The sequence below is a fragment of the Streptococcus pseudopneumoniae genome (assembly GCF_001074565.1).
In the GTDB taxonomy this organism is placed as follows: Bacteria; Bacillota; Bacilli; order Lactobacillales; family Streptococcaceae; genus Streptococcus; species Streptococcus pseudopneumoniae_J.
Genome location: NZ_JUQX01000045.1, coordinates 67,065 through 92,105 on the forward strand (window position 1 = coordinate 67,065; position 25,041 = coordinate 92,105).

Consider the following 25,041-nt stretch of genomic DNA (forward strand, 5'->3'; position numbering starts at 1 on the left):
CTCTGTTTACATGCTTCTGTTATTCTATCTATATGATTTATAAAACCACATTGGTGGACGTACTTATCTATTGCAGATAGACGACTTTTTTTGACAAGAACCCAATGTAAGGAAATTTATTGTATATGATGTACTTCATGGCGACGTTGACCTCCAACAAACCGCCATTTGGAAGTAATATACAATATTTTAACAGCGTAAATAGCACTACCATATAACGGTTTTTTTTATTGGCGTTTAGTAGTGCTTTTTATTAAATATAAACCTATAAACCATATAACACGTTTTTCTATACCTGTTTTTAATTCAGTAGGAACAATAAAATGTATAGAGGTGGTCTACTATGCGTAAAAAAGAAGATAAATATGATTTTAGAGCCTTTGGTTTAGCCATTAAAGAAGCTCGATTGAAACGAGGTTTAACTCGTGAACAAGTGGGAGCATTGATTGAAATTGACCCACGGTACTTAACTAATATTGAAAATAAAGGGCAACACCCCAGCATACAAGTTCTTTATGACCTTGTATCGTTACTTCATGTTTCCGTTGATGAATTTTTCTTACCTGCTAATAACTTGGTAAAAAGCACCCGACGATTACAGATAGAGAAATACATGGATAGCTTTACAGACAAAGAACTATCCTTAATGGAATCTTTAGCCAGCGGTATCAACGAAGCAAGAAACATCGAAGACTAATTAAAAGAATCCATACATAACGGAAAGAGCCGATAAAATGAGATTGTATTAATCTCATTTTATCGGCTCTGCGTCTTTGCGTCTGGCTCTGTAATCACAGTTACTTTGAACTGCTTTATTTCAATTAAATTTTCTTGTCTGCATTTCGGACAATAGAGGGGGAATTTTTTTAATTCAGTATCTTCCCTTATCTTTAATCGTGTTTTATTTCCACATACAGGACACAATATCCACTTGTAGTTTATAATAACTATCTCCTCCTTTACACTTTAATTCAAATCTTTATTAAAAAATATTTCATCTTATTTAACAAGAAACCATATTTATATAACAACATAAAATACACTAAGTTATTTTATTGAACATATATCGTACTTTATCTATCCGACTATTTGGACGACGGGGCTGGCAAACAGGTTCACCGGTAGTAACATGGTACCCTTTTAACTCTGTTAAACAAACACTACGTCCATTTGTAAAGAAAGTTAAATCACTACGATATTCTTGAATACACCGAGCAGGGATTTCTCCACTAAGAATGACCTCATTATTTTTCAATTGAGTGTCTACGATGTTCGCACAATATTTAGGAGCATCGTTGTATGCTCGTGAAAGATATTCCTGTGGCGCATAAATTTTAAAACTAAGATATGGCTCTAACAATTCTGTTCCAGCTTTTTTTAAGACTTGTTCCAATACAATAGGAGCAAGCATCCGAAAATCTGCTGGGGTACTAACAGGGCTATAGTATAAGCCATACTTAAAACAGATTTTACAGTCCGTCACATTCCAACCATATAATCCTTGTTCGCAACCATAGCGTATCCCTTCCATAACTGCATTTTGAAATGATTGATTTAAGTATCCAAGAGAAACCGAGCTCTCATACTGCATTCCACTTCCCAACGGAAGCGGTGATACAGATAAACCAATGGAAGCCCAGAAAGGATTTGGCGGCACTTCGATGTGAATGGTATATTCTGCATTTTTTAACGGTCTCTCCATATAAATGACTGTAGGCTCTTTTAGTTCTATCTCCACATGATACTTTTCTTGCAACAGTGCACTAATCACTTCCATTTGTACTTTCCCTAAGAAAGAAAGTATAATTTCATGTGTCGTAGAATCCACGTAATATCGTAGAAGCGGATCACTATCTGAGATTTCCAAAAGGGCATCAAGCAACATTTCTCTCTGTTCAGGTTTACTCGGTTCAACAGTTGTTTGTAGTAGAGGGTGCGGATTTTCAATCTTTTTTCTCTGTGGCAATAGTTTTGTATCTCCAAGAACACTATTTAACTTCAAAAACTCATTTTGCAAAATAACAATTTCTCCAGAATAAGCTCTATCAATCTTACATAATTCACCATTTATTGAAGTATACATTTCTGTAACTTTTATTTTTTCTTTTTCTGATACTCTAACCGAATCTCGTAAATGTAGTACTCCACTATAAAGGCGTATATATGCAAGACGTTGTCTTTTTTTTGTATATTCAATTTTGAAAACATTTCCGCAAAGTTCAGACGGACCTCGATGTGTTGATGAATAAAATTTATTAGTAATAACTTCTATAAGGTTATCAATCCCTATATTACTTTTTGCACTTCCATGATAAAGAGGGAACAGAGAACAATTCTGAAATCTTATGCTTTCCTCTTGTTCGAGTTCCAATGCTTCTAATGATTTACCGGACATATATTTCTCTAAAAGGTCATCGTTTCCCTCTATTACCGTATCCCATTGTTCAGATTCGGTAAAGTTCGTCACACACATATTAGGATACAGTTCTACCTTCTGTTTGATTACAATTTCGGCAGAAAGTTTCTCTTTAATATCCTGATAAACCGTTGATAAATCAATTCCATTTTGGTCAATCTTATTGATAAAAAAGATTGTGGGAATCCCCATTTTCCTAAGTGCATGAAATAATATACGAGTTTGTGCTTGTACGCCATCTTTTGCAGAAATCAGTAGAATTGCCCCATCTAAAACTGATAATGAACGATATACTTCTGCTAAGAAATCCATATGTCCTGGCGTGTCTATGATGTTCACCTTCGTATTTTCCCACTGAAAAGAGGTTATTCCTGTCTGAATTGTAATTCCTCTCTGACGTTCTAAAAGCGTATTATCCGTCCTCGTTGTACCTTTGTCCACGCTTCCTAATTCTGTAATCGCTCCACTGTTATATAATAAGCTTTCTGTTAAGGTAGTTTTTCCTGCATCAACATGAGCTAAAACTCCAATATTAATAATTTTCATGTGATTTTCCTCCATTCAAAAACCCAAAAGGGCATAAAAATCCCAGTGATAAATACTTTTATCACTGGGATTTTTATGCATAACCATAGGTATACAAAGCATACAGATATTCTCTGGATACTTTAGAATCACATGATAAAGGTATTCTTAAACTGGGTACAAAAAACTAAGCCCTCCTAAAAAAGGACATCCAATTATTTGTTCCCACTATCAAATTGACAGTTTATTTAAGAATACCTTGCCGCATATTTATTAACTCCTTTTAAATAGATACTTAAATAATAGCACGTAAGAGCATATTTGTAAAGGAATCTCCAATTTTTTATCAAAGAGAGTACGTGATTACAAAATAGCTGTAATAATGTACCAATATTTGTTATTCTATAATCTTCCAATTACTCCCGTTCTTTTCAAGTACCAAATCAAATTGAGATACCTGCGTTGCTTTGGTCTGCTGGTCGATATACTCCACTGTCAGCGATACCGTGACTTGATTATCCTTACGATTGTGAATAGGATTTACCAGTTCTTGAAAGATGTACTCTTTTCCGATTGGTTTTAATATCCCGTCATTCACATAGTAGGAAAGTTCACTGGCTGTCGCTGTAGGATAGAGCTTGAAGAACGTCGTTAAAAACTCATTGATTTCATTGGTTGTAATGGAATCAACCGTCCCCTCACTTTCAATGGCTTTTGGTTTATAACTTGATTTCTTAGGTATGTTGGTAATGGTCGGATTCTTAACCAGTACCATATTTCCAGAACCATCTACATAGACACTCACTATATAAGCAGAGTGGACGGTCTTTGTATTTTCTCCCTCTGTAATGAGCTGGTCTACACTGTAGGTTACATTAAACTCATTGTCGCCAGTTGGCTCTACCGTCCATATCTGAAATCCTCTTACAGAAGACGATACAGGAATATCTTTGCGTACTGTATCAACATTGAGAGCTTGAAGTTCATCTGTCAGATAGCCTTTTAGACTTTCCATTCGATTATCAATGGACTTATCGGATTGCTCCCATGAATAGTAGACTTTCGCAAAGTTCTCTACAAAATTTTCTACATGATGAGTATCAACGTATTCCTTTTCTATGATAGTTGTTTCGTGAATAGTATGAGTATCTATAGCTGTAAAGTGCTTGAATATCGCAAAGCTGAAACTAAGCCCTAAAAGTACCCACAAGGCAATCACAACCTTTTTATGAGGATTGACCTTATAGTAGACACGAGGTTTCTTTTCCTTTGGTATCTGTTTTTCTTTATTCTGATTTTTTCTAAATTTCATCATTAAATCTTCCTTTCTCATTGTTTGATTCGTCCTGCTCCCACTAAATGCTGTTGCCAGTAGGGGCTTGTTAAGTCGGCATAACCGATTGGGTCGCCTGCATGAAACATACGGTTATTGCCAAGGTATATCCCAACATGAGTAATATAAGAGCCAGCGTTATAGGTAGAATGAAAGAAAACCAAATCGCCAGCTTGTGCTTCCGATAGTGGGATATGCTGGGTCACATCATATTGCTGTTGTGCGGTTCGTGGTAAGTTAATTCCAGCTTTTCCATACGTCCATTGTGTCAGTCCGCTACAATCAAAAGAAGTAGTCGGGGAAGCTCCACCGTAAACGTATCGCCAGCCCTCATATTTCAGTGCTTCGTCCATGATGGCTTGTACCGTATCATCATCAAACTCTGTTGTGACAAGATACTGCGTTACCAGTTGCACATAAAACATATTGCCATAGTTGTATCGCCAGCCCCCATTGATAGGTATGGCTATGGGATTGGGGTAAGACACTTTTTCGCCACCTGAATACTCTTTTGAGAAACTTTGAGCCAGTTCAAAGGTATATTTATTTCCACGATTAGCCACATACCCTAAGAAACCACCACCATAATTGTAGGACTGGATAACCGATTCTAAATCTACACTGAGCCTTTCGCTACTGGCTAATAATTCACTGAAATACTTCACACCTTGCTTAATGGATTCTTCTGTACTCAATGAATTAGGTGGAAGACCGAGGGATTCCGAGGACTGCATAACATCTTCCGCAGTACCGCCCGATTCCACCTGTATAATCGCAAGAAGTATGTTGACATATTCTTCAACGCCATATTCTTTGGCATATTTTTCTACCATAGGCTTATGAGCCAGCACTTCTGCGGAAACATTCACACCTCCATAATGAATATTGGAAATTCCGCTGTCCTGTTCATCTGAAAATAAAATGGCAACAAACAGAAGCAGTGAGAAGACCATCAAGAATAATCCAGAACCACCAATCACTAAAGTTTTCAACTTCATGGTTTCTTACCGACTTTCTTAATGGTGGCGGTTTTGATTGGTGGTCTACTTCTTGTATTTTGTAGTGGTACTCTTTGAACAGTAGACGGACGTTCTTTTGTGATTGGACGTTGTGAAGTTCTATCTGCTGTAGTGGTTGAAGTTGCTGGCTTTTGAACGGTTTTTTCTTGAACGGTATTGCCTTGGCGTTCCACTTTTGGACTTGAAAAATCGGACTTAACTGCTGGACGCTCTTGTTTGGCTTGTTGAGATTCCTTATATGAAGTCTGAATATTAGACTGTTTTGAGGTCTGTTCATCATGATATTGTTCTTGTCTTGTAGTCGGTCTTTCATGAACAGAAGAAGCAGGCTGTTTTTTCTGTTTGACCTGTTCCATTTCAGAGCGACGCTTCGCAATGGTTTTTCGCCTTTGTTCCTGCTGTTCCTTGCGTCCACTGGCTCTGTCCGCTTTGGTTTGAGAAATACTACTGGTTAAATCACGGACATTCTCTTTTACTTTGGATTTTCCTTGATATACTGCATATCTTGCATTGGTCGGCAAATCTTTAACCTGTTCTTTCAAACCACTAGCAGTGTCTACCATTCTGTCTTTGGTATCAGCTACTGTACCGATGGTTTGACCGATACGTTTTCCAAGTGTTGATTTTTCCTTTCCGTCTGGTCGGGAGTGATCTGCTTGTGTCCTTGCAGAACTCCCCGAACCCGACTGTCCTTTTTTACCTGTAACAATGGCAGACCCAGCCCCTAGAGTAGTCATGGAACGTCCAAGTTTCCGCTGTAGACGGTGCATGTGAGCGTGCATAAGCATACGAGGTTTTCTCATCACACGACTTCCCACACTTTGAGAATCGTTACTCTGTAGAGAAAACATACTCATTAAATCGCCCAGCTTGAAGTAGATTCCTGCAAAGGTCACAATCTGTAGAAAAGCAATCAAAAAGAACGGATAACCAGCCGATAAGGTATAGAGCATGGTTGAAATACTAAATGCTGTCGTAATAATCAATGTGATTCCAGCTCGTGTCAAAATGGTATTAAAGAGCTTTGTTATGGCTCGTTTTGACATACCATCAAATGATGGAATCATGCTTAAAATAAAGCTCACAGGCAGAAACATAGCATAGATGATAAAAAGTACCTGCGAGAAAATCATGATTCCTGTTAATAGGAATACAAATATGGAAATCCCAATATTGAAGACAAATAGGAAGAAGACTGTACCTAAACGGTTAATGGTCTTTGTAATGGTTAGATTGGTATTGCTTCTGTCTTCAATTTCTTCCGCAACAATTTTTTCTCTGTCTTCGCCATTGTTGGAATCTGGGCTGGTGGAGAGCAGGCTTTCCACACGGTCAATACCGATACTTTCAATGTCTGAACTGTTGTATTGAAGCAGTAGCCACGGTTGCTGAACCTGTATGGAAAACAGGCTATCTCTGATTAAGTCCACGCTGTCCTTGCCTTGACTATCGGAATGGGGCATGACAATCTTCGTGCCAAGTGATAAACTGGCATTACTGATGTCTGATGAAAAGTCATTGATTTTTTTAATGTAGTCGGGAGCGTAGGCAATAAAGGAAGCCGATAGGATAAACACCAGCACAAAATTCATAATGGCATGAATTGCCTTTGTGGTTTCTCTCTTTATCAGTCCCGTATAGGCAACATAAACCCCAAGAACCAAAATCAAGAGTAAGAGGAATCCAACATAGAAACCCTCTGTTGAAAATCCGTTTGCACTCACACCAGCTAAGGTCTGCATATTCTTACCAATGGAATCTGCTGTAGCGGAAATGAAGTCTAAGGAATAGGCTTCCTGTACTAAGTAACCTGTCGCATTGGAAACATACAAACTGATTGTCCAAATAAAATTGGTAATGGCATATAGTCCATACATGACCTGTTTTCCAATCCCGTCCGACCAGTTCCACGGAAGCCAGCCCCAGCTATTATCCACATAAAAATCCAGTTGATAGTTTTCAAGTGGGTATCGGCTGTATTCATTTGCCACATTGACCGTATCATCTACCAAGCCCGCAGCTTGAACCACCGTTCCCAGCATGGCTAAAAGAAAAATGGCAATCACAAGTGTGAAAGCCACTGTCATTGCCACTTTACCTAGACGTTTCAGCGTCCAGTTTGATTTTATTCTGTTTACTATTGATGGTTTCACATTTACACCTCTTTTCGCACAGGTGGTCTGGTATCAAAGGCATGGAGCAGTTCTTCAAATACAGGGTGGAACTGTATCACACCGACACGACCATATAAATCACTGATAAGGCATTGCCCGTTTTCCAAATCACGCAATCGCTTCTGATTGTTTTCGTCCTCTGGGTCTACACCAAAAAAGGCTAAGGTCTTTTTAATCTCGTTAAGGTCAGTGGAACGAAATGCAAATTTTAAGCCGAGGTTATTTTTCAGTTTTTCATCTAAGAGGTCGTCTGTATTTTGGGTCACGAAATATACCCCAGCGTTCATAGCACGACCAGCCCGAACCAGCTTCATAGATAGTGTTTTTCCTTGTGCTACCTGTAAAAAGCTCCATGCTTCGTCTAAATCTACAATCTTGAAAATGCTTCGGTCTGTATGGATAAAGTCTAAAGCAAAGGTACTAATGACAATCAGCATAGCAACGGATAAAAGCTCCATAGTGGTATATTCCTCAAAGGAAGTTTCCTTGTCGGGAAGTACCAAGTCCGCAACCTGTATAATGTTCAGTTGTTTTTCTAAGCTGATAGACTGCTCCACATAACCATTACTGAATAATAAATGTGCAAAGTCATAGTCTGTAAAACTTTCGATATGGTCGGCTATACTGGTACTTAGTGGCGTATTCTCAACCCGTAATTCCTCAATCACTTTCATCAACCCTCGTACTTCACTATTGGTTACTGCACGAATGGCTTTTCTAAGGATTGGGAAGCGTTCCCCATCACGAGAGGAAATCCCCGTAAGGAATGTCAGAATATCAATAGCCAGTGATTCAGAATCTTTGGGATTTTTCATAATCACATAAGGGTCAAGTAAGCCTTTGTTTTTCTCATCAGAAGTCAGAGTGACGATATTGATTTCATGGGAAATCTCTGGCAAGGTTTCTTTCCATCTGCCACGTTCTGCTTTTGGGTCTACAATCACTGCTTGTGCCCCATAAAGCACCGCATAATAGACGATAAGGTTATTCGCAAAGGATTTACCACCACCCAGCGAACCAACAAAAGCCGACGCTAACGCATTGGTTACTGAACCCTTAACCCCTTGACTGGCAAGAGCAGGTTTCAGATAGACATTGCGTCCAGTATCTAAGCTGTAGCCAACATAAATCCCCTCATTTTCCCCCAGCATTTGAGTAGCACCAAAACCTAAACCAGCGAGGAAATCAGAGGTCACGTATTGAATATAATCATTCATATAACGCTTGCTGGCAGGTAAAAATTCTTCATGTAAGCCGAGCATATCCCCAAATGGTCGTACCAGTTTTACGCTTAAATCGTCATAAAAATCTTTCACTTCATTACAACGACGTTTGAGTTCGTCAAGATCATTTGCTGATACCCTTACCACATAAGACAGCTTGTACATAGATTCCTTGCTTTGGTCTAAATTGGTTTCCAGCTCATTCACACTTTCCAGAGCTTCCGCCACATTGGAGCTGGTTTCATTATCACTTTGCCAAGCGTGGTTATCCAAGTCTTTCAGTTCTTTCTTTTTATTGCGGACAGTAGATAGGGCTTTACGATTCGCTACAATTTCCACATTCATTGACGTATCAATCGGGAATGTAAATTGCTGTTGCTGGTAGTAGAAGATTTCAGAGGACGGGAAGTCCAGTTCTCCGACAATGCTGTTAATGGTAAAGTAAGCTACATAGACGGTTTCATCTTCCTGCTGGATTTTCAAATATCGCTGTTTTTCTTCCACCAAACAGCGAGTAGGCTTAATCAAGTCATAGTATTTAATCAGCGTTTCATTATCCAGCTTTTTCTTTGATAGATGGTACTCATACTCTTCATAGGCAGTGCCTGTCTGTCCGTAAAGGTGTTCAATCAGATAGCCGAAGTCGTCCTTATCTAACCTGCGGATTTTGAAACGACGAGAGATTTTATTTTCTAAGAGCTTTTCCATCTTCTGAAAACGCAGGATTTCATCATTACTCATACTAACAAAATCGCCCATCAGCTTATGGTTCACATCATAGACAAAATCAGACAAAGCATTTTTTGCTTCAACGGTAAGACTTTTCATAGAAAACTCCTGATCGTTGAGAAGCAACTTAAAGCCGATAAAGAAACGGTAGTTCACTTGATTTTCGCCAATCATGGATATTAAAGCGTCTGTCTGTTGGTCGATTTTGTCATAGGCAACCGCTTTGAGCTTGCCAGTGACTTCATTTTTGGAACGCTCTTGTGCAGAACGTATGCTGGATTCTGTACTGATTTGTAAAGCATGAATTTTGCCATCACGATTTTGTGCGATAAGCTGTCTGAAAGAATCATGCACTTGTATTTTCTGTTCTGGACTTAGAAATGAGTAATTGTAAGGAACAAGCTCATAGTAAGCATAACATTCCCCGTCTGTATTCCAGACGAGATTGTTTTCAATGTATTTAATTGGATATGCCATAAAATTCACTCCTAACTGCTGTAATGGCTTCTTGTGGCTGGTTTCTGCCAAGCGTTACTTTTTTTCCTGCATAGGTCAGCTTTGGTCGCAGTGCATAAGCAATGACAGACTTCAAAAATCCATAAGACTTTTTACCATCAAAAGTTTTTGTAGACATAAACCATGTGAAAGCCACAGGAATCCCAAAGTATTTGAGAAATGCTCCCTCTATCATGGAAAGAGGGGGCAAGTTGCCAAGTATCATCACTGCAAAGAGTGACACGACAAACCATGTCATTTGCGTAAAGGTTATGGGAAACGGAAGTCTAAAATCATTGATAGAATACAGTACCTTTTCCACAGACCAGATACTGGTATAGCTTCGTATTTTCTTCATGTAATCAATCCTTTCATAAAAAATAGGGGTAGCTGATTGAGCCACCCCGTAAAATAGAAAATCTGCCAGTAGTAATGTACCGACAGATTTAATAGACGATTTCAAAAATCCCATGATTGGTTGAGATAAACGTTCCTGAAAGGTCTAAATCCCGACCATAGGCTTGATAATCAATATAGTTTTGAAGACTAGCTGGTACTTCGCCTAAAGCACCCGTTTCTTCAATGTAGTAGCGTGCCACGTCATACATATCATCACAATCGGAATGAATGATAATATCCTCTTGATGTTCGCTTAGTTCTTCAATGCTTGAAAAATGAGTGAGCAGAGCAGATAGCTCCGATTGTAATTCTTCGGGTAATTCCGATACCATTTCCCATAGTCGATTGAGTTCGCCAATGGAAGTGTATTCGTCAACCGTAAAGGGTAACTCGTAGTCATGAATGGCGTATTCCTCATATTCATCATTCAAGCCGATTTTCTCTTTGACTTCCTCAAAGTCAATGGGAAAGGTAAACCACGCACCGACCAATTCGCCCTCATTGTATTTGCCTAAATTCGCAATATAGACTTGCATATCGTCCATATATTCACGTCCTTTCTTTGTAGAGATTCAAAAATCCCTACCGCACTTCGTTTGGTGTACCATTCCTTTGCGGAACATAAGAAAACCACTTATATTCCACAAAAGAACGGTTTTATTTAAGCACCAATAATGCGATTGAATAGCTCTAGTAAAATGTCTTTTACTCCAGCAGCGTTGAAGACTAAGCCAACCGCAATAATCGCAATAATTAAAAAGCCAATCAGTTTGCTAAACTCACGCTTGAAGCCAAGATACAAGCCAATCACAACGATTGCTAAAAGCACCAGTGATTGAGCGTTTGATAGAAACCAGTTATAAAGGTTTTGTCCAAAATTCATAAAAATGTTCTCCTCTCTATATTCAATGAATTTGTATTTGAGTTATTTTTTTGTTGTTATCACGTCCTGTTCTTTTACTGACTGTTGCTTCAAAATCTGCTTGTGTCGGTCTGTCAGTTTCGCATGGTCGAGAATGTCTTTTACAACCTGCGTCTGGTTGATTTCATCAAGTTTAATCGCAACCTTTAAGGTCGGGGCAACTTGATGAGATAGCCAGTTCAGCGTCCTTTGGAAGGAGTAAGGCTCTGGTTTTGTGGTTAGTTTTAATCGTTCACGATTGTTCCCAATAAACCAAGCCCATTCTTCATTCAGTTTCCAATCAGAACGAGGTTTGGAATCGTCTTTATCTACAAAACGGATATACCGATTGATAATTTTAAAGGCGGTATGCTCTGGATTGTCATAGACGAGTAAATCACGGACTGCATAATAGGCACGCTCATTTTTCAATCGAATCTCAAAACGGTTTTTTACTTCTGCGTCTTCAATGGGAATATCATTTTTCTTGTACTGCTCGTAGTCCTTTTCATAGATACAGAAATAAACTTCACTTTGTAATGAACCGATATAGAGGGTGTTTCCCATACATTCCTTTTCCTCTTTGCGTACCAGTTCGCCACTGCGATAGCTTTTAAAACTGCGGAAGACGGAGATACATTCTTCCTGTTGGCACTTTTCAGTGAGTACAGGGATATTCAAAATCCCTGTCTTATCGTTAATGGCAAGGTCAAGGCGTTTCATCACACCGCCAGCCACCAAAACGTCCATAAAGAACTCATACCAGCTTCTTTGTTGTGCCAGAAGATAGCTTTCAAATTGTCTGCACCCACGACCTTTCAATTCCACCAGAACTCCTTTGTCCAGTTCATGGGAGCAAAGGACGAATATGTCGCCTAAAGCATAATGCTCTGAATAAGAATAGAAACCATAGTCCTCATGAAGAAAATAGGACAGTTTCAGTTGTAAGATGTTTTCGACCACCTGCTGTACGTCTGTTGTCGGAAAGCGAATCCTTACATAATCAAACAGCATTTCAAGGGGAGCGTCGGGATTGAAGCGTTCCAGAGCTTCCCAAAGGGACTGCTGTAAATCCTCTGATGGCTTGACTTTTCCTGTTTCAATATCGCTTAGATACTGCCTTGTAATACCAGTCGCAACAGCTAAACGGTTTTGAGATAGTCCATAAGCCAAGCGTTTTTCTTTTAAATGCTGTAACCAAGTTTGTTCATTCAGTAAAAATCCCTCCAATCAAAAAGGCGTATGTCAACTTTTAAAGCCCATTTGACATACGCTGAAATTTTGTAAATCCCTTGTAACCAAAGGATTTTCTAATGTTTTTTTGACTGTTTCCTGTCGATTTGTACCCCCCTGTTAGATACGGGGGGTTAAGTGCTGGCGTGGCTATTGCCACACCAGCCAGCAAGATCAGTCCACACCTGCGACTTCCGCTTCGCACGTCGCCTGCGTGGACTGTCTGCTGTTGGATAACTTTTTAATTTCCTCCAAGAAATCATATCCTTTTGGTACAAGGGGAGTATAAAACTCTGATATGACACTTGTTCCTACATCAACATAGCCACGACCTTTGATTCGCTTTAAGAAGAAATCCTTTTGTACGTCACTGCCAAACATCATGCCATAGCCCATTTCAGACATACGACCTAAAGCCACTCTGAAATTAAACTGATCACGGATTCCGTCGCCTAAATATTTTGCGTCTGGACGTTGACAAGCCAGTATTAGAAAGAAGCCAGCTTGACGACCTAACATGACAATCTGTTTCAGCTTATTCATAACTGCGGTGTTTTCTTTTGTTCCCAGCATTTCCATGAAAGCGACGTATTCATCAAAGATTAAGAAGTGTGCCGGGAGACCTAAGTAAGCATAATTTTTGCCAGTCTTATAGTTCTTCATCTGCTTCATTTCCTCACTACGTTTCATCATTTCTTCATAGAATGTTTCAATGCAAGAAAGCAAGTCTTCTTTTCTATAGTAGACATTTGCCATCACAGAACCTAAGTCCGCAAGGTCAGCATTTTTCGGGTCAAGAATATACAGTTTTGAATCTGTATGAAGCAAGGCTTCAATCAGTGTCAGTATAAAGTAAGTTTTACCGCCACCTGTACCACCAGCAATCAACATATGAGGGAGCTTATCATATTCCCACCATACGTTTTTCATTAAGCGAAGTTTACCATCTTTAGCTTCTACTTCATCAATAGAAATACGACTGGCTATGGTGTCATAGAGCAAAGTATATTCCACATAGGAATCCTTTAACTCTTTATCCGTCAGCTCACAGTACAAGCCACTCTCTAATTTCTTTTCCAAGTGTAAGAGTTGGTCTTGATATTTTCCCAGCGTGATTTCCACCCGTATCTGTATCAAGCCATTTTTAAGTCGATAATACATTTTAGGGAAGTAGGTTATCTTTTCCTTTGTACGACCAGCACTATCTTTAAAGAAACCCTCTGTTTTGACCTGTTCAGATTCATACCACTTGTTTTCAAGTATCATCTTTGCCAGTTTTTGACGGTGGTAAAGTTGTTTAACCGTATCATAGCGAACCCGTTTGAATACAAACGCTACCAGCAAGCAGATAAGAATTGCGACACTGAAACTGATAATTAAATAGGGAATGTCAATCTTATCTGCTTGTGATAGGTTAAAATCCTGCCAGTTGATCTGCTGGATTGTCTTCACATGAAACAGTCCGACAACCAGCAGGAAAACAGGCAGGAGTGACGCTATCGTAAAATGAAAGACTAAATCTTTACCAGATGGGCGAATCCTTTTACCACGCTGTTTCATGCGAAAAAGTCTCCTTTCTACCTAGCGACTATTTGTCTTGTGTCGGTTCTTTCTTTGCTTGTGGTTGAGCTTTGAATGAACTAGAATCCTTTGTCAGCACAATATCGTCTGCCTTGATATACCAGTCAACATCTGCTCCTTGATAGGTGGCAGTAGCAACGGTGTCCGCAATGGGATTGATAAGTTCCACCCGTGCGTTATAATCAAACTCTTTCAAAGGCACGCTGGCAGGAATACTTACTTGAATCATGCGTCCTTGTCCTTTGGATTTTAAGTCATAGGTACGTTCCTTGATTTCATCTGAAACCGACCCGTCTTCATTTTGGATTCTCACTTCACGACGTAGAGCAGAGAATTTCAATTCTCCAAAAGTCGTGTCTTTATCTAATACAATGCCATTTGCTAATCTCATCATTTTTCCTCTCTTTCTTTATTCTTTTATCATGTCGTCAGCATGTAAAAGGTAATTTGTAAAACCACGAGTGCCGATTTTGTAGCCCTCTGCGGTAATACGTGGATTGACTAACTTCACACGTTCCTCAAAGCCGAAATGTTTTTCGCCAGCTTCAGCAGGAAGCACCACCACAATATCATCTGCTCTTTGAACATCAGAATAGAGATTATAGCTTCTTGATAAGACAGTTAGCCGTCCGTTGATTCTTCGCTGAACGACTTTATCCTCGCCAGCAAATTCTAAATTGCCGAATGTTTTTTCCATGTTGGGAATCACAAATTTAAGTTCCATATTTTTACCTATCCTTTCTTTTTTATTGGCTGAATGAATGTTTGATGGTCTTAAAGAGTGGGGAACGACCTTTTGATTCTTGATTTTTTGTTTTCATAAGTTCACTTCCTTTCAAAATCGGGTAAAAAAATAGACACCTCATTTTTTGAAGTGTCTACCTATTAAATATTCAAATTTTATTGGAAGTATCTTTATATCTTCACTTTTCAAGGATAAATCGTCGTATCAAAGCTCATTCATAAGTAGTAAATTAGTAGTAAATTGAGTGGTTTTGACCTTGATAAAGTGTGATAAGTCCAGTTTTTATGCGGATAAATAGATTTTTATGCTATTTTTAAGATAAAAATAGGTCAAAAGTTTCAAAATTTTTAGAAATAGCGTATAATATAAAAGAGAAAAAGAAAAGAAAGGGATTTTAAAATGAACAAACGTTCTTTGTTACCTGTCTTATCGACAGCCCTGTTAGCTCCAGCCTTCTTAGCTGGACAAGTATACGCTGAAGAAGCAACAACTCCTGCAGAAAGTTCAGCTGTTGTAGCGACTCCTGCTACGTCGGCGACTCCAGCTCCTGTTGAGAGCCCTGCGGTACCGGAAACTTCGGAAACTTCAGAAGCGGTTGCACCTGCAGAAACTCCGTCAGCTCCTGCTGAATCTCCTAAAAGCGAAGAAAAGGACACCGTTATCTTACACACTAATGATGTCCATGGTCGTATTGTAGAGGAAAAAGGAGTAATTGGAGATGCCAAGTTAGCGACTGTCATTGAGCAGGAGCGTGCAAAATCAAATCAAAATACTCTGGTTGTTGACGCGGGAGACGCTTTCCAAGGTTTACCGATTTCCAACTCTACTAAGGGTGAAGCACGCGCTGAAATTCTCAATCAGATGCAGTATGATGCCATGGCAGTAGGAAACCATGAGTTTGACTTTGGTCTTGATGAAGTTAAAAAATACAAGGAAATCTTGAAATTCCCATTACTTAGTTCAAATACCTACGTCAATGGTGCTCGTCTCTTTGAAGCTTCCACAATCGTTGATAAAGATAAGACTGTGGAAGGTGATGAGTTTGTTGTAATCGGCGTGACAACACCTGAAACTGCTACAAAAACCCACCCTAAAAACATTAAAGGGGTAACTTTTACAGATCCAATCTCTGAAGTCAATAAGGTCATCGAAGAAGTTCAAGCCAAGGCTCGTGCAGAAGGTAAGGACTACAAACACTATGTTGTGCTTGCTCACTTGGGTGTAGATACCACAACTCCAGTCGAGTGGCGTGGTTCAACCTTGGCAGAAGCTCTCTCTAAAAATCCTCGTTTGAAAGGGAAACGCGTAACAGTAATCGACGGTCACTCTCATACAGTAGAATCAACGACCTATGGAGATAATGTTACCTATAACCAGACGGGAAGCTACCTTCATAATGTAGGAAAAATCACCTACAAATCACGTCAGCTTTTGGGCAATCCAACTCAGATTCCGGCTGCTGATGCTAAAAAATTACCAGCTAATCCTACAGTTGAAAAACTAGTCAAAGACATTAAACAAAAATACGATGCTGAAAATGCTGTTGAAGTCGTTTCAAACAGCCCTGTAGAACTAAACGGTGATCGTGAAAATGTTCGGGTTCGTGAAACTAACCTCGGAAACGTCGTAGCGGACTCCCTCTATCAGTATGGTCAAACAGGATTTAGCCATCCGACAGACATCGCTGTGACAAATGGTGGTGGCTTGCGTGAAACCATTGCAAAAGGCAAACCAATCACTAAAGGAAATGTCATAGCTGTTCTTCCGTTTGGAAATACCATCTCACAAATCCAAGTGACTGGGCAACAAGTTTTGGATATGTTTGAAAAGTCACTCGGCTCTATCTTGCAGGTCGATAAGGATGGCAAGAAGGTCTTGGATGAGAACGGCCAACCATTGCTAGAACCAAGTGGTGGCTTCTTGCAAGTTTCAGGTGTGAAGGTCTACTATGATACTAATCTACCATCAGGAAAACGTGTCTTGGCCATCCAGGTCAAAAACCGCACGACTGGTCGTTATGATCTCCTAGACCTCGCAAAAACTTACTATCTTGCAACCAATGATTTCCTAGCTGCGGGTGGTGATGGCTACACTATGTTGGGTGGCGCTCGTGAAGAAGGCCCATCTATGGATGCTGCCTTTGAAGAGTATCTGAAAACCGCTGATTTGACCCAGTATGAAAAGATTAATCCGAACTCACGGACGATTTCTGTGGACTCTACAACTTTTAGTCTGCCGGTAGAAACGCCTCAAACGAATGCGGCTGCTAACGATGCGACTACAAATGTGCCATTGACTTATGAGGTGGCAGGTCAATTTAGCAAGAAAGCAGTTGTCTCAGAAAAAGCCCTCCCAAATACAGGAAGCGAACAGTCCATCTTCTTGCTCTTAATGGGAATGGTAGCTGGTTTGGCAGGTATCTTGTCGAGTCGAAAACCAAAGCAAAAATAGGTTAAATTTCATATCTAGAAGAGTCTAGGGAAACGTTTTTACGCCTTTTTCCCTTGACTCTTTTTTGGTTTATGATATAATTAACCAGTAAAGAATCGGTGGCTATCTATGTTTTTTTACGAAAAAGATAGCTAGGGAAGGAGTAACACATGAGACAGCTTGCGCAGGAAATCGATAACTTTTTAAACGAGGTGATCTTGAGATCTGAGAACCAGCATGAAATTCTAATCGGGCATTGCACGAGTGACGTTGCCTTGACCAATACTCAGGAACACATCCTCATGCTCTTATCAGAAGAATCCCTAACCAACTCGGAGTTGGCCCGTCGTCTCAATGTCAGTCAGGCGGCAGTGACCAAGGCTATCAAGTCTTTGGTCAAAGAGGGTATGTTAGAGACATCCAGAGATCCAAAGGATGCGCGTGTGATCTTTTATCAACTGACAGAACTAGCTCGACCGGTAGCAGAGGAACACCACCACCATCATGAGCACACGCTCTTAGCCTATGAACAAGTGGCAAGTCAGTTTACTCCAAATGAACAAGAAGTTATCCAGCGGTTTTTAACTGCTTTAGTAGGAGAAATCAAATAATGAGGTATATTACAGTAGAGGACTTGTCTTTCTATTATGACAAAGAGCCTGTCCTCGAGCATATCAACTATAGTGTTGATAGTGGGGAGTTTGTCACCTTGACTGGTGAAAATGGGGCTGCCAAGACGACGCTGATTAAGGCAAGTCTAGGCATCTTGCAACCAAGATTTGGTAAGGTAACCATCTCAAAGACAAACACTCATGGGAAAAAGCTTAGGATCGCTTATCTTCCCCAGCAGATAGCCAGTTTTAATGCTGGTTTTCCAAGTACGGTTTATGAATTTGTCAAGTCGGGTCGTTATCCGCGAAAGGGCTGGTTTCGTCGCTTGAACGCCCATGATGAGGAACATATCAAGGCCAGTCTAGACTCAGTTGGTATGTGGGAACATCGTGACAAACGAATTGGCTCTCTCTCGGGAGGGCAAAAGCAACGAGCAGTTATTGCAAGGATGTTTGCTTCTGACCCAGATATCTTTGTCTTGGATGAGCCGACGACAGGGATGGATGCTGGAAGCAAAAATGAATTTTACGAACTCATGCACCATAGTGCCCACCATCATGGCAAGGCTGTTTTGATGATTACCCATGACCCTGAGGAGATCAAGGACTACGCAGATCGCAATATCCATCTAGTCCGTAACCAAGACTCGCCGTGGCGTTGTTTTAACGTTCACGAAAGCGACCAGGAGGTGGACCATGCTTAGTTTGTTATCTTATGACTTTATGCAGCGTGCCTTCTTGGCGGTCATTGCCATGAGTCTCTTTTCTCCAGTTCTTGGGACTTTCCTTATCTTACGTCGTCAGAGTCTCATGAGCGATACCCTCAGTCACGTTTCTCTATCAGGAGTAGCCTTTGGTCTGGTTTTGGGGATTTCTCCAACTATTTCAACCATTGCTATTGTCCTGATCGCTGCTGTCTTTCTGGAGTATCTCCGTACAGTCTATAAGAACTTTATGGAAATCGGGACAGCTATCCTCATGTCTACAGGGCTTGCAGTCTCCCTTATCGTCATGAGTAAGGGGAAAAGTTCGAGTTCCATGAGTTTGGACCAATATCTCTTTGGGTCTATTGTGACTATTAGCCAGGAGCAGGTGATTTTCCTCTTTGCCATTGCTGCGGTCGTTTTGCTCTTGACTTTCTTGTTCTTGCGACCAATGTATATCCTGACTTTTGATGAGGACACGGCCTTTGTGGATGGCTTGCCAGTTCGTACCATGTCTATCCTCTTTAACATGGTGACAGGGGTGGCGATTGCCCTTATGATTCCAGCAGCAGGAGCTCTTTTGGTATCGACCATTATGGTCTTGCCAGCTAGTATTGCCCTTCGTCTGGGGAAAAACTTCAAATCCGTTATGTTACTAGCCAGCGCTATTGGCTTTTTGGGAATGGTGGCAGGACTTTATATTTCCTACTATGCGGAAACCCCTGCTAGCGCTAGTATTACCATTATCTTTGTAGCTGTCTTTTTGTTAGTCAGTCTACTGAAACGTTTTATCAAATAGGAGAATGAAATGAAAAAAATTAGCTTACTACTGGCTAGTCTATGTGCCCTGTTTTTAGTGGCTTGTTCCAATCAAAAACAGGCAGATGGGAAGCTAAATATCGTGACAACCTTTTACCCTGTCTACGAATTTACCAAACAAGTCGCAGGAGATACTGCTAATGTAGAACTTCTAATCGGTGCTGGTACAGAACCCCATGAGTATGAACCGTCTGCCAAGGCAGTTGCCAAAATTCAAGACGCAGATACCTTTGTCTATGAAAATGAAAATATGGAAACATGGGTTCCAAAATTGTTAGAATCCTTGGATAAGAAAAAAGTGAAAACTATCAAGGCAACAGGTGATATGCTCCTCTTGCCAGGTGGTGAGGAAGAAGAGGAAGGGCATGATCATGGCGGTGAGGGTCACCATCACGACTACGATCCCCACGTTTGGCTTTCACCAGCACGCGCCATCAAACTGGTAGAGCATATCCGTGACAGCTTGTCAGCAGATTATCCTGATAAAAAAGAGACTTTTGAGAAGAATGCAGCTGCCTATATTGAAAAATTGCAAGCATTGGACAAGGCCTACACAGATGGCTTGTCTCAAGCGAAGCAAAAGAGTTTCGTGACCCAGCACGCAGCCTTCCGATACTTGGCTTTGGACTACGGTCTCAAGCAAGTATCCATCTCAGGTCTTTCACCAGACGCAGAACCATCAGCAGCTCGTTTAGCAGAGTTGACAGAGTATATCAAGAAAAACAAGATTTCTTATATCTACTTTGAAGAGAATGCCTCTCAAGCCCTTGCCAATACCCTTTCCAAAGAAACAGGCGTCAAACTAGATGTGCTCAATCCGCTAGAAAGTCTGACAGAAGAAGCAACCAAGGCCGGTGAGGACTATATCTCCGTGATGGAGAAAAACCTCAAGGCTCTCAAGCAGACAACAGATCAAGAAGGGACGGAAATTGAGCCAGAGAAGGAAGAAAACACCAAGACAGTTCACAATGGTTACTTTGAGGATGCAGATGTCAAGGACCGCTCCTTGAGTGACTATGTTGGTAACTGGCAATCTGTCTATCCTTTCCTTGAGGATGGAACTTTTGATCAAGTCTTTGACTACAAGGCTAAGTTGACTGGCAAGATGACCAAAGATGAGTACAAGGCTTACTATAGAAAAGGCTATCAGACAGATGTGACTAAGATCAACATCACTGACAACACTATGGAATTTGTTCAAGGTGGCCAAAGCAAGAAATTCACCTACAAGTATGTCGGCAAGAAAATCTTGACTTATAAGAAAGGCAATCGTGGCGTGCGTTTCCTCTTTGAAGCGACAGATGCGGACGCTGGACAGTTCAAGTATGTTCAGTTTAGTGACCACAATATCGCCCCAGTCAAGGCAGAACATTTCCATATCTTCTTTGGAGGTACTAGCCAAGAAGCCCTCTTTGAAGAGATGGATAACTGGCCAACCTACTATCCAGATAACCTATCTGGCCAAGAAATCGCCCAAGAAATGTTGGCGCATTGATGCAAGAGAGAATCCCGCAAATCTGCGGGATTTTTTGCTAGAAACTTTATCTGGTTAGGTTGCGAGACGGTAAACCGCCTCTGCGTAGATGTCCATAGCGCGATAAAGATCGTCTAGGACAGCTGCTTCATTTGCCTGATGTTCAGTTTGTTGTGCTCCTGGAAAAAGAGCGCCAAAGGCTACACAGTTTGGCATGGTGCGGGCAAAGGTAGCACCACCTGATGAGAGAGGAGGAGTTTTATCTCCGGTTTTTTCTTGGTAGACTTGCATAAGGGTAGTAACAAGTTGGCTATCTCTTGCGACATAGAGGGGTGCTAGATAGTCAAATTCCTGGTAGCCAAGTTGGTAGTCTTTGGCGCACTGAGTGAGCTGTGCCACCAGTTTCTCCTTATCTGCTAGCACAGGTATACGTATGTCGATCCGAATTTCGGAGCGATCGGGATTGATTGTTAAGCCCGCAACATTAAAGGAAAGGGAACCGGACGGTTCATCAGCGACCTCTCCAAATATTTTCAGCCCTTTGCCGTCCTGCCCGGCTTTGTCGGTTAGAAAATGGAGAGTAGGATGCGAGTGAAGGCTTGCGAGTACACTGGCTAGTCGAATGACGGCATTTATACCCTGACTAGCGTCTTTGGCATGTTTGGGCAAACCGATAACAGTCACTGTTTGGTCTGCAGTTTGGTAATCATAACCAGCTTCTGTTAAACCTCTACAAACCGCTTCATAAAGAGGACCTTGGTAACTTGCCTTGTCTGGTACCACATTAAAGGCGCCTCCGATATCGAGCTTGAGTTGATCAGAGCCGGGGCCATGAAGCTTGACTTGAAGGAGCCCCTTTTCAGCGTATGTCAAAGGAAATGACGAATCAGGGGCGAATCCCATACTGGCTGTTTCTTCGAGGGCATTGTAGCGTGCCATACATCTCCAAAGGGTTTCTTCATCCGTACCAAAGATAAACCGCACGCGCTTCTTAAATTGGATGCTTTGGTCAAGCAAGCTTTTCACTGCGTAGAGAGCTGCCAGTGAAGGACCTTTATCGTCCTGTGCCCCTCTTCCGTAGAGGATTCCTTCTTTAATGCTTGCTTCAAATGGTGGCGTCTGCCAATCTGATAAATCTCCTGCAGGTACAACATCCAAGTGGCAGAGGATGGCAAGGAGCTCTCCCTCGCCAACCTCAGCATAGCCATAATAGCCCTTGGGATCAATATAGGTTCGAAAGCCAAGTTCATGGCAGATTTCCAGCGTCTTTTCTAGGACGTCTTGAATAGCTTGTCCAAAAGGTGTTCCCTTCTCCCCTTCGTGAAGGACAGATGGATAAGAAATCAAGGTTTGTAGGCTCTTCACAAAGCTTTGTTTAATAGAATCAGTGATGTAGACGGTCATTCGTTTTACCTCGCACTATTTTATAGGAATGGCAGGAAGGTGCCTAGGATAAGTAGAAGCATGCTCACAATCACGATGGTGATAATGAGTTTCGCAACAAATTTCCACCAAGTTCCTAAGCTGATACGACCAAGTGCGAGAGCTCCCATCACAATACCAGAAGTAGGAGTGATGAGGTTAAGTACACCAGATGCAGATTGGTAGGCAGTGATGATGAGGCTTGCCTTGACATTGACAAACTCACCGAGTGGTGCCATGATACCCATTGTAGCACTAGCTAAACCTGATGAAGATGGGATAAGGAAGGACATAGGGAGGTAGAAGAGGTAGGTCAAGACGATAAAGACTTGAGGTGAGAGACCTTGAAGGCCGACTTCGCCCCAGTGAAGGATTGTCGCAGTGATCATACCGTCATTCATGATAACTTGGATACCACGGGCTACCGCACAAATCAAAGCTACTGTGAGAAGATCTGCTGCCCCATTCATAAAGGTAGAAATGATTTTACTTTCCTTGAGGCCGTATACGATACCGATGAGGATCCCCATGACGGCAAAGAGCATAGCCCCTTCAGGGAAGTACCAACTACCAAAAGGTTGAGCAGATGAACCGATCACTCCACCAACAACAGGAAGTCCAATCAACCAGTTCTTCATATCTTCAAACAAGGTGATATGCAAGTCTACCCAAGGGATAAAGCTGGCGATCATGATGATAAAGGTCAAGATGAACAAGGCCAGTACATGTTTTTGTTTCTTGCTCAAGACAGATGGGGCATCATCATTGTCAGTGACTTTGAAATGTTTGAGGTCTTCTTCTCTTTGAGAATAAACGAGTGATTTTGTAGGATCTTTTTGAATTTTTTCTGCATAGCGGTAAACGAAGTAGGTACTCATACCCGTCATCACAATCCAGAAAATAATCCGGAGAATGACACCGTCCATAGAAGATACGCCTGCAGTATCAGAAGCGATAACAGTTGCGAATGGATTGAGTGTAGAGGCGAGACAGCCAACTTGAGAACCGAGTAGGATAATGGCAACAGCAGTAATGCTATCGAAACCAACAGCCATCATCACAGGGACGAGGAGTGGGTAAAATGCCATGGTTTCTTCACCCATACCATAAGTTGTTCCTCCTAGTGCAAAGAGGGGCATGAGGATGAGAATTAGCATTTTTTCGCGTCCCTTGTATTTCTTAACAATAGAGGCTATACCAACATCTAGTGTGCCAGTTGCATTGACAACGCCAAGGAATCCTCCTACCATGAGGATAAAGAAGGCAACGTCAATAGCGGCTTTTGTAGGTTCGTGACCGAGCATAGCCCGAATCGGAGCCATTAAAACATCGTAAATCCCTTGGGGATTAGAGGTAACGGTTTGATAGGTACCTGCAATGAGGTTACCTGCTTCGTCTGTATCATACTTACCTGCTGGGATGATCCAGGTCAAGATTGCCATAATAGCAATGATAATGATCAAAACAGTGTAAGATGACGGCATTTGGAACCTTTTTTTTGTATTTTCACTCATTTGTTTTTCCTCCTAAACTATGTCACAAAGTATAAAACGAATGATGTTGGTCTGCCTGTGTACTACTAATCAAGCTTGTTGAAAATCGACTAGTCTTTCACAATGATTGTTCCACTTTCGGATTCAATCAGGGCACCGAGATTGCTGAGTGAGGTGATAACAGCCTTACCAGCAGGGTGATGGGTGACAAAGTCAATGGCAGCTTCGACCTTGGGTAGCATGCTACCTGGAGCAAATTGTCCTTGTTTGATGTATTCTTGAAGTTGACTAACGGTAACGCGTTCCAGCCTTTCTTGATTTGGTTTATTGTAGTTGATGTAGACGTAGTCTACGCCAGTGAGCACGATAAAAACATCTGCCTCAACCAATTCTGCCAGCAGTTGAGAAGCAAAGTCTTTGTCTATAACGGCTTCAACACCGTCCAAGTAACCGTTTTCATTTTCAATGACAGGAATACCTCCGCCACCAGCAGCGATGACGATTTGTCCGTCATTGAGTAAAGTACGGATGCTATTGATTTCTTTGATGCCAATTGGTTTAGGTGAGGCGACTACCTTACGCCATCCCCGGCCAGCATCTTCCTTAAAGGTAGCACCTGTCTTTTCACTTTCTGCTTTTGCTTCTTCTTCGCTATAGAAAGGACCGATTGGTTTGCTTGGATCAGCGAATGCCGGGTCGTCCTTGTCGACGATGACTTGAGTGACTACAGAGGCGACGCTCTTTTCGATGTTAGCGTCTACTAGGGCATTTTCCAAGGCGTTTTGGAGCCAAAAACCGATACTGCCCTCGGTCATAGCGACTAGAGAATCCAGTGGAAAGGCAGGATTTTTTTCAGAATTAGCCTTCAAGTGTTGGAGCAGGAGATTTCCAACCTGAGGGCCGTTGCCATGGGTGATGATGAGTTCATCCCCGTTTTGAATCAGTTTGACCAGATAACGAGCTGTTTCTACCAGAGCAGCTTCCTGAGCCTGGGCAGAGGGATCGGTGGAGAGGATGGCATTTCCGCCTAAGGCGACGACGATTTTCCGATGAGACATGATCTCTCCTTTCACTAAGATACAAACCTATCAGACCTCAAAGAAAAGATTGAAAGTAAGACCAAGATTGGATACCTGGAGCAAGCACTATTTCAGATGAGGTGAGAGGTAGATGCATTGAGGCAATCTGGACGAAGGGAGTTCAAAAATGGATAGCAATGGTTTAAACCACCAAAGGGACTAGACTAGTGATAAAAGGATGATAGGAAGGTTTGTTTAGAGGTGGCAATTGATTAAACGAACTTCTTATTTCTAGA

General features: G+C 41.3%; 23 protein-coding genes and 1 pseudogene. 6 read left to right on the plus strand and 18 right to left on the minus strand.

Features of this window, described 5'->3' with window-relative positions; genetic code table 11:
• Positions 1 to 343: 343 nt before the first annotated feature.
• The gene (locus ADI74_RS07245) at positions 344 to 697 is read left to right on the plus strand and encodes a helix-turn-helix transcriptional regulator (RefSeq protein ID WP_001227347.1); all 354 of its coding nucleotides are present in this window, start codon (positions 344 to 346) and stop codon (positions 695 to 697) included.
• A 59-nt stretch (positions 698 to 756) separates the two neighbouring features.
• On the opposite strand, the gene ADI74_RS10900 is transcribed toward ADI74_RS07245, so the two are convergent.
• The 15 genes and pseudogenes from ADI74_RS10900 to ADI74_RS07305 all read right to left on the minus strand — a co-directional run bounded on the left by ADI74_RS10900 (position 757) and on the right by ADI74_RS07305 (position 14,752).
• Complete coding sequence (locus tag ADI74_RS10900) at positions 757 to 924, minus strand: cysteine-rich KTR domain-containing protein (protein WP_000336323.1); 168 nt, start codon at positions 922 to 924, stop codon at positions 757 to 759.
• A 118-nt stretch (positions 925 to 1,042) separates the two neighbouring features.
• Positions 1,043 to 2,962 carry a tetracycline resistance ribosomal protection protein Tet(M) gene (gene tet(M) / locus ADI74_RS07250; protein WP_000691736.1) on the minus strand — a complete coding sequence of 640 codons (1,920 nt, stop codon included), beginning with the start codon at positions 2,960 to 2,962 and terminating at the stop codon, positions 1,043 to 1,045.
• Between the two features lie 15 nt (positions 2,963 to 2,977).
• Positions 2,978 to 3,025, minus strand: a pseudogene (locus ADI74_RS11480) (hypothetical protein); the annotation flags it as partial.
• Between the two features lie 313 nt (positions 3,026 to 3,338).
• Positions 3,339 to 4,274, minus strand: coding sequence for a conjugal transfer protein (locus tag ADI74_RS07255; RefSeq protein ID WP_001224320.1), 936 nt, complete (start codon positions 4,272 to 4,274; stop codon positions 3,339 to 3,341).
• A complete protein-coding gene (locus ADI74_RS07260) occupies positions 4,271 to 5,272 on the minus strand; it encodes a lysozyme family protein (protein WP_000769868.1) in 1,002 nt (333 codons plus the stop codon). The genes ADI74_RS07255 and ADI74_RS07260 overlap by 4 nt, the downstream gene beginning before the upstream one ends.
• Positions 5,269 to 7,446, minus strand: coding sequence for a CD3337/EF1877 family mobilome membrane protein (locus tag ADI74_RS07265; RefSeq protein WP_000804748.1), 2,178 nt, complete (start codon positions 7,444 to 7,446; stop codon positions 5,269 to 5,271). The genes ADI74_RS07260 and ADI74_RS07265 overlap by 4 nt, the downstream gene beginning before the upstream one ends.
• Positions 7,447 to 7,448: 2 nt before the next feature.
• Positions 7,449 to 9,896, minus strand: a complete 2,448-nt coding sequence (locus ADI74_RS07270; RefSeq protein ID WP_049538016.1) for an ATP-binding protein — start codon at positions 9,894 to 9,896, stop codon at positions 7,449 to 7,451.
• Positions 9,880 to 10,272, minus strand: coding sequence for a conjugal transfer protein (locus ADI74_RS07275; RefSeq protein ID WP_239682814.1), 393 nt, complete (start codon positions 10,270 to 10,272; stop codon positions 9,880 to 9,882). Before ADI74_RS07275 ends, ADI74_RS07270 begins: the two co-directional genes overlap by 17 nt.
• An 88-nt stretch (positions 10,273 to 10,360) precedes the next feature.
• Positions 10,361 to 10,858, minus strand: coding sequence for an antirestriction protein ArdA (locus tag ADI74_RS07280; RefSeq protein ID WP_000342539.1), 498 nt, complete (start codon positions 10,856 to 10,858; stop codon positions 10,361 to 10,363).
• Positions 10,859 to 10,974: 116 nt separating this feature from the next.
• Positions 10,975 to 11,196, minus strand: a complete 222-nt coding sequence (locus ADI74_RS07285; RefSeq protein WP_001009056.1) for a hypothetical protein — start codon at positions 11,194 to 11,196, stop codon at positions 10,975 to 10,977.
• A 42-nt stretch (positions 11,197 to 11,238) separates the two neighbouring features.
• Positions 11,239 to 12,444, minus strand: a complete 1,206-nt coding sequence (mobT, locus tag ADI74_RS07290; RefSeq protein WP_000398284.1) for a MobT family relaxase — start codon at positions 12,442 to 12,444, stop codon at positions 11,239 to 11,241.
• A 22-nt stretch (positions 12,445 to 12,466) separates the two neighbouring features.
• The gene (locus ADI74_RS10910) at positions 12,467 to 12,619 is read right to left on the minus strand and encodes a hypothetical protein (RefSeq protein WP_000879507.1); all 153 of its coding nucleotides are present in this window, start codon (positions 12,617 to 12,619) and stop codon (positions 12,467 to 12,469) included.
• A gap of 2 nt (positions 12,620 to 12,621) precedes the next feature.
• The gene (locus ADI74_RS07295; RefSeq protein ID WP_000813488.1) at positions 12,622 to 14,007 is read right to left on the minus strand and encodes an FtsK/SpoIIIE domain-containing protein; all 1,386 of its coding nucleotides are present in this window, start codon (positions 14,005 to 14,007) and stop codon (positions 12,622 to 12,624) included.
• A 28-nt stretch (positions 14,008 to 14,035) separates the two neighbouring features.
• The gene (locus ADI74_RS07300) at positions 14,036 to 14,422 is read right to left on the minus strand and encodes a YdcP family protein (RefSeq protein WP_000985015.1); all 387 of its coding nucleotides are present in this window, start codon (positions 14,420 to 14,422) and stop codon (positions 14,036 to 14,038) included.
• Between the two features lie 15 nt (positions 14,423 to 14,437).
• Positions 14,438 to 14,752: a YdcP family protein gene (locus ADI74_RS07305; protein ID WP_000420682.1), complete on the minus strand. Its 315-nt coding sequence runs from the start codon at positions 14,750 to 14,752 to the stop codon at positions 14,438 to 14,440.
• A 420-nt stretch (positions 14,753 to 15,172) separates the two neighbouring features.
• On the opposite strand from ADI74_RS07305, the gene nt5e reads away from it, so the two are divergent.
• The 5 genes from nt5e (at position 15,173) to ADI74_RS07330 (ending at position 20,832) form a co-directional block, all read left to right on the plus strand.
• The gene (gene nt5e / locus ADI74_RS07310) at positions 15,173 to 17,224 is read left to right on the plus strand and encodes a cell surface ecto-5'-nucleotidase Nt5e (protein ID WP_049538019.1); all 2,052 of its coding nucleotides are present in this window, start codon (positions 15,173 to 15,175) and stop codon (positions 17,222 to 17,224) included.
• A 149-nt stretch (positions 17,225 to 17,373) separates the two neighbouring features.
• Positions 17,374 to 17,814 carry a zinc-dependent transcriptional regulator AdcR gene (gene adcR / locus ADI74_RS07315; protein WP_001249328.1) on the plus strand — a complete coding sequence of 147 codons (441 nt, stop codon included), beginning with the start codon at positions 17,374 to 17,376 and terminating at the stop codon, positions 17,812 to 17,814.
• Positions 17,814 to 18,518 carry a metal ABC transporter ATP-binding protein gene (locus ADI74_RS07320; RefSeq protein ID WP_049538020.1) on the plus strand — a complete coding sequence of 235 codons (705 nt, stop codon included), beginning with the start codon at positions 17,814 to 17,816 and terminating at the stop codon, positions 18,516 to 18,518. The genes adcR and ADI74_RS07320 overlap by 1 nt, the downstream gene beginning before the upstream one ends.
• Positions 18,511 to 19,317 carry a metal ABC transporter permease gene (locus tag ADI74_RS07325; protein ID WP_000950023.1) on the plus strand — a complete coding sequence of 269 codons (807 nt, stop codon included), beginning with the start codon at positions 18,511 to 18,513 and terminating at the stop codon, positions 19,315 to 19,317. The genes ADI74_RS07320 and ADI74_RS07325 overlap by 8 nt, the downstream gene beginning before the upstream one ends.
• Positions 19,318 to 19,326: 9 nt before the next feature.
• The gene (locus tag ADI74_RS07330) at positions 19,327 to 20,832 is read left to right on the plus strand and encodes a zinc ABC transporter substrate-binding protein AdcA (RefSeq protein ID WP_049538021.1); all 1,506 of its coding nucleotides are present in this window, start codon (positions 19,327 to 19,329) and stop codon (positions 20,830 to 20,832) included.
• 54 nt (positions 20,833 to 20,886) lie between these two features.
• Here the strand turns inward: ADI74_RS07330 and ADI74_RS07335 are convergent, their stop codons facing one another.
• The 3 genes from ADI74_RS07335 to arcC all read right to left on the minus strand — a co-directional run bounded on the left by ADI74_RS07335 (position 20,887) and on the right by arcC (position 24,784).
• On the minus strand, positions 20,887 to 22,215 hold the full coding sequence (locus tag ADI74_RS07335) for a dipeptidase (protein WP_049538023.1): 1,329 nt from the start codon (positions 22,213 to 22,215) through the stop codon (positions 20,887 to 20,889).
• Between the two features lie 20 nt (positions 22,216 to 22,235).
• Positions 22,236 to 23,747: a YfcC family protein gene (locus ADI74_RS07340; protein ID WP_049538025.1), complete on the minus strand. Its 1,512-nt coding sequence runs from the start codon at positions 23,745 to 23,747 to the stop codon at positions 22,236 to 22,238.
• A gap of 89 nt (positions 23,748 to 23,836) precedes the next feature.
• On the minus strand, positions 23,837 to 24,784 hold the full coding sequence (gene arcC, locus ADI74_RS07345) for a carbamate kinase (protein ID WP_049538026.1): 948 nt from the start codon (positions 24,782 to 24,784) through the stop codon (positions 23,837 to 23,839).
• Positions 24,785 to 25,041 lie beyond the last annotated feature (257 nt).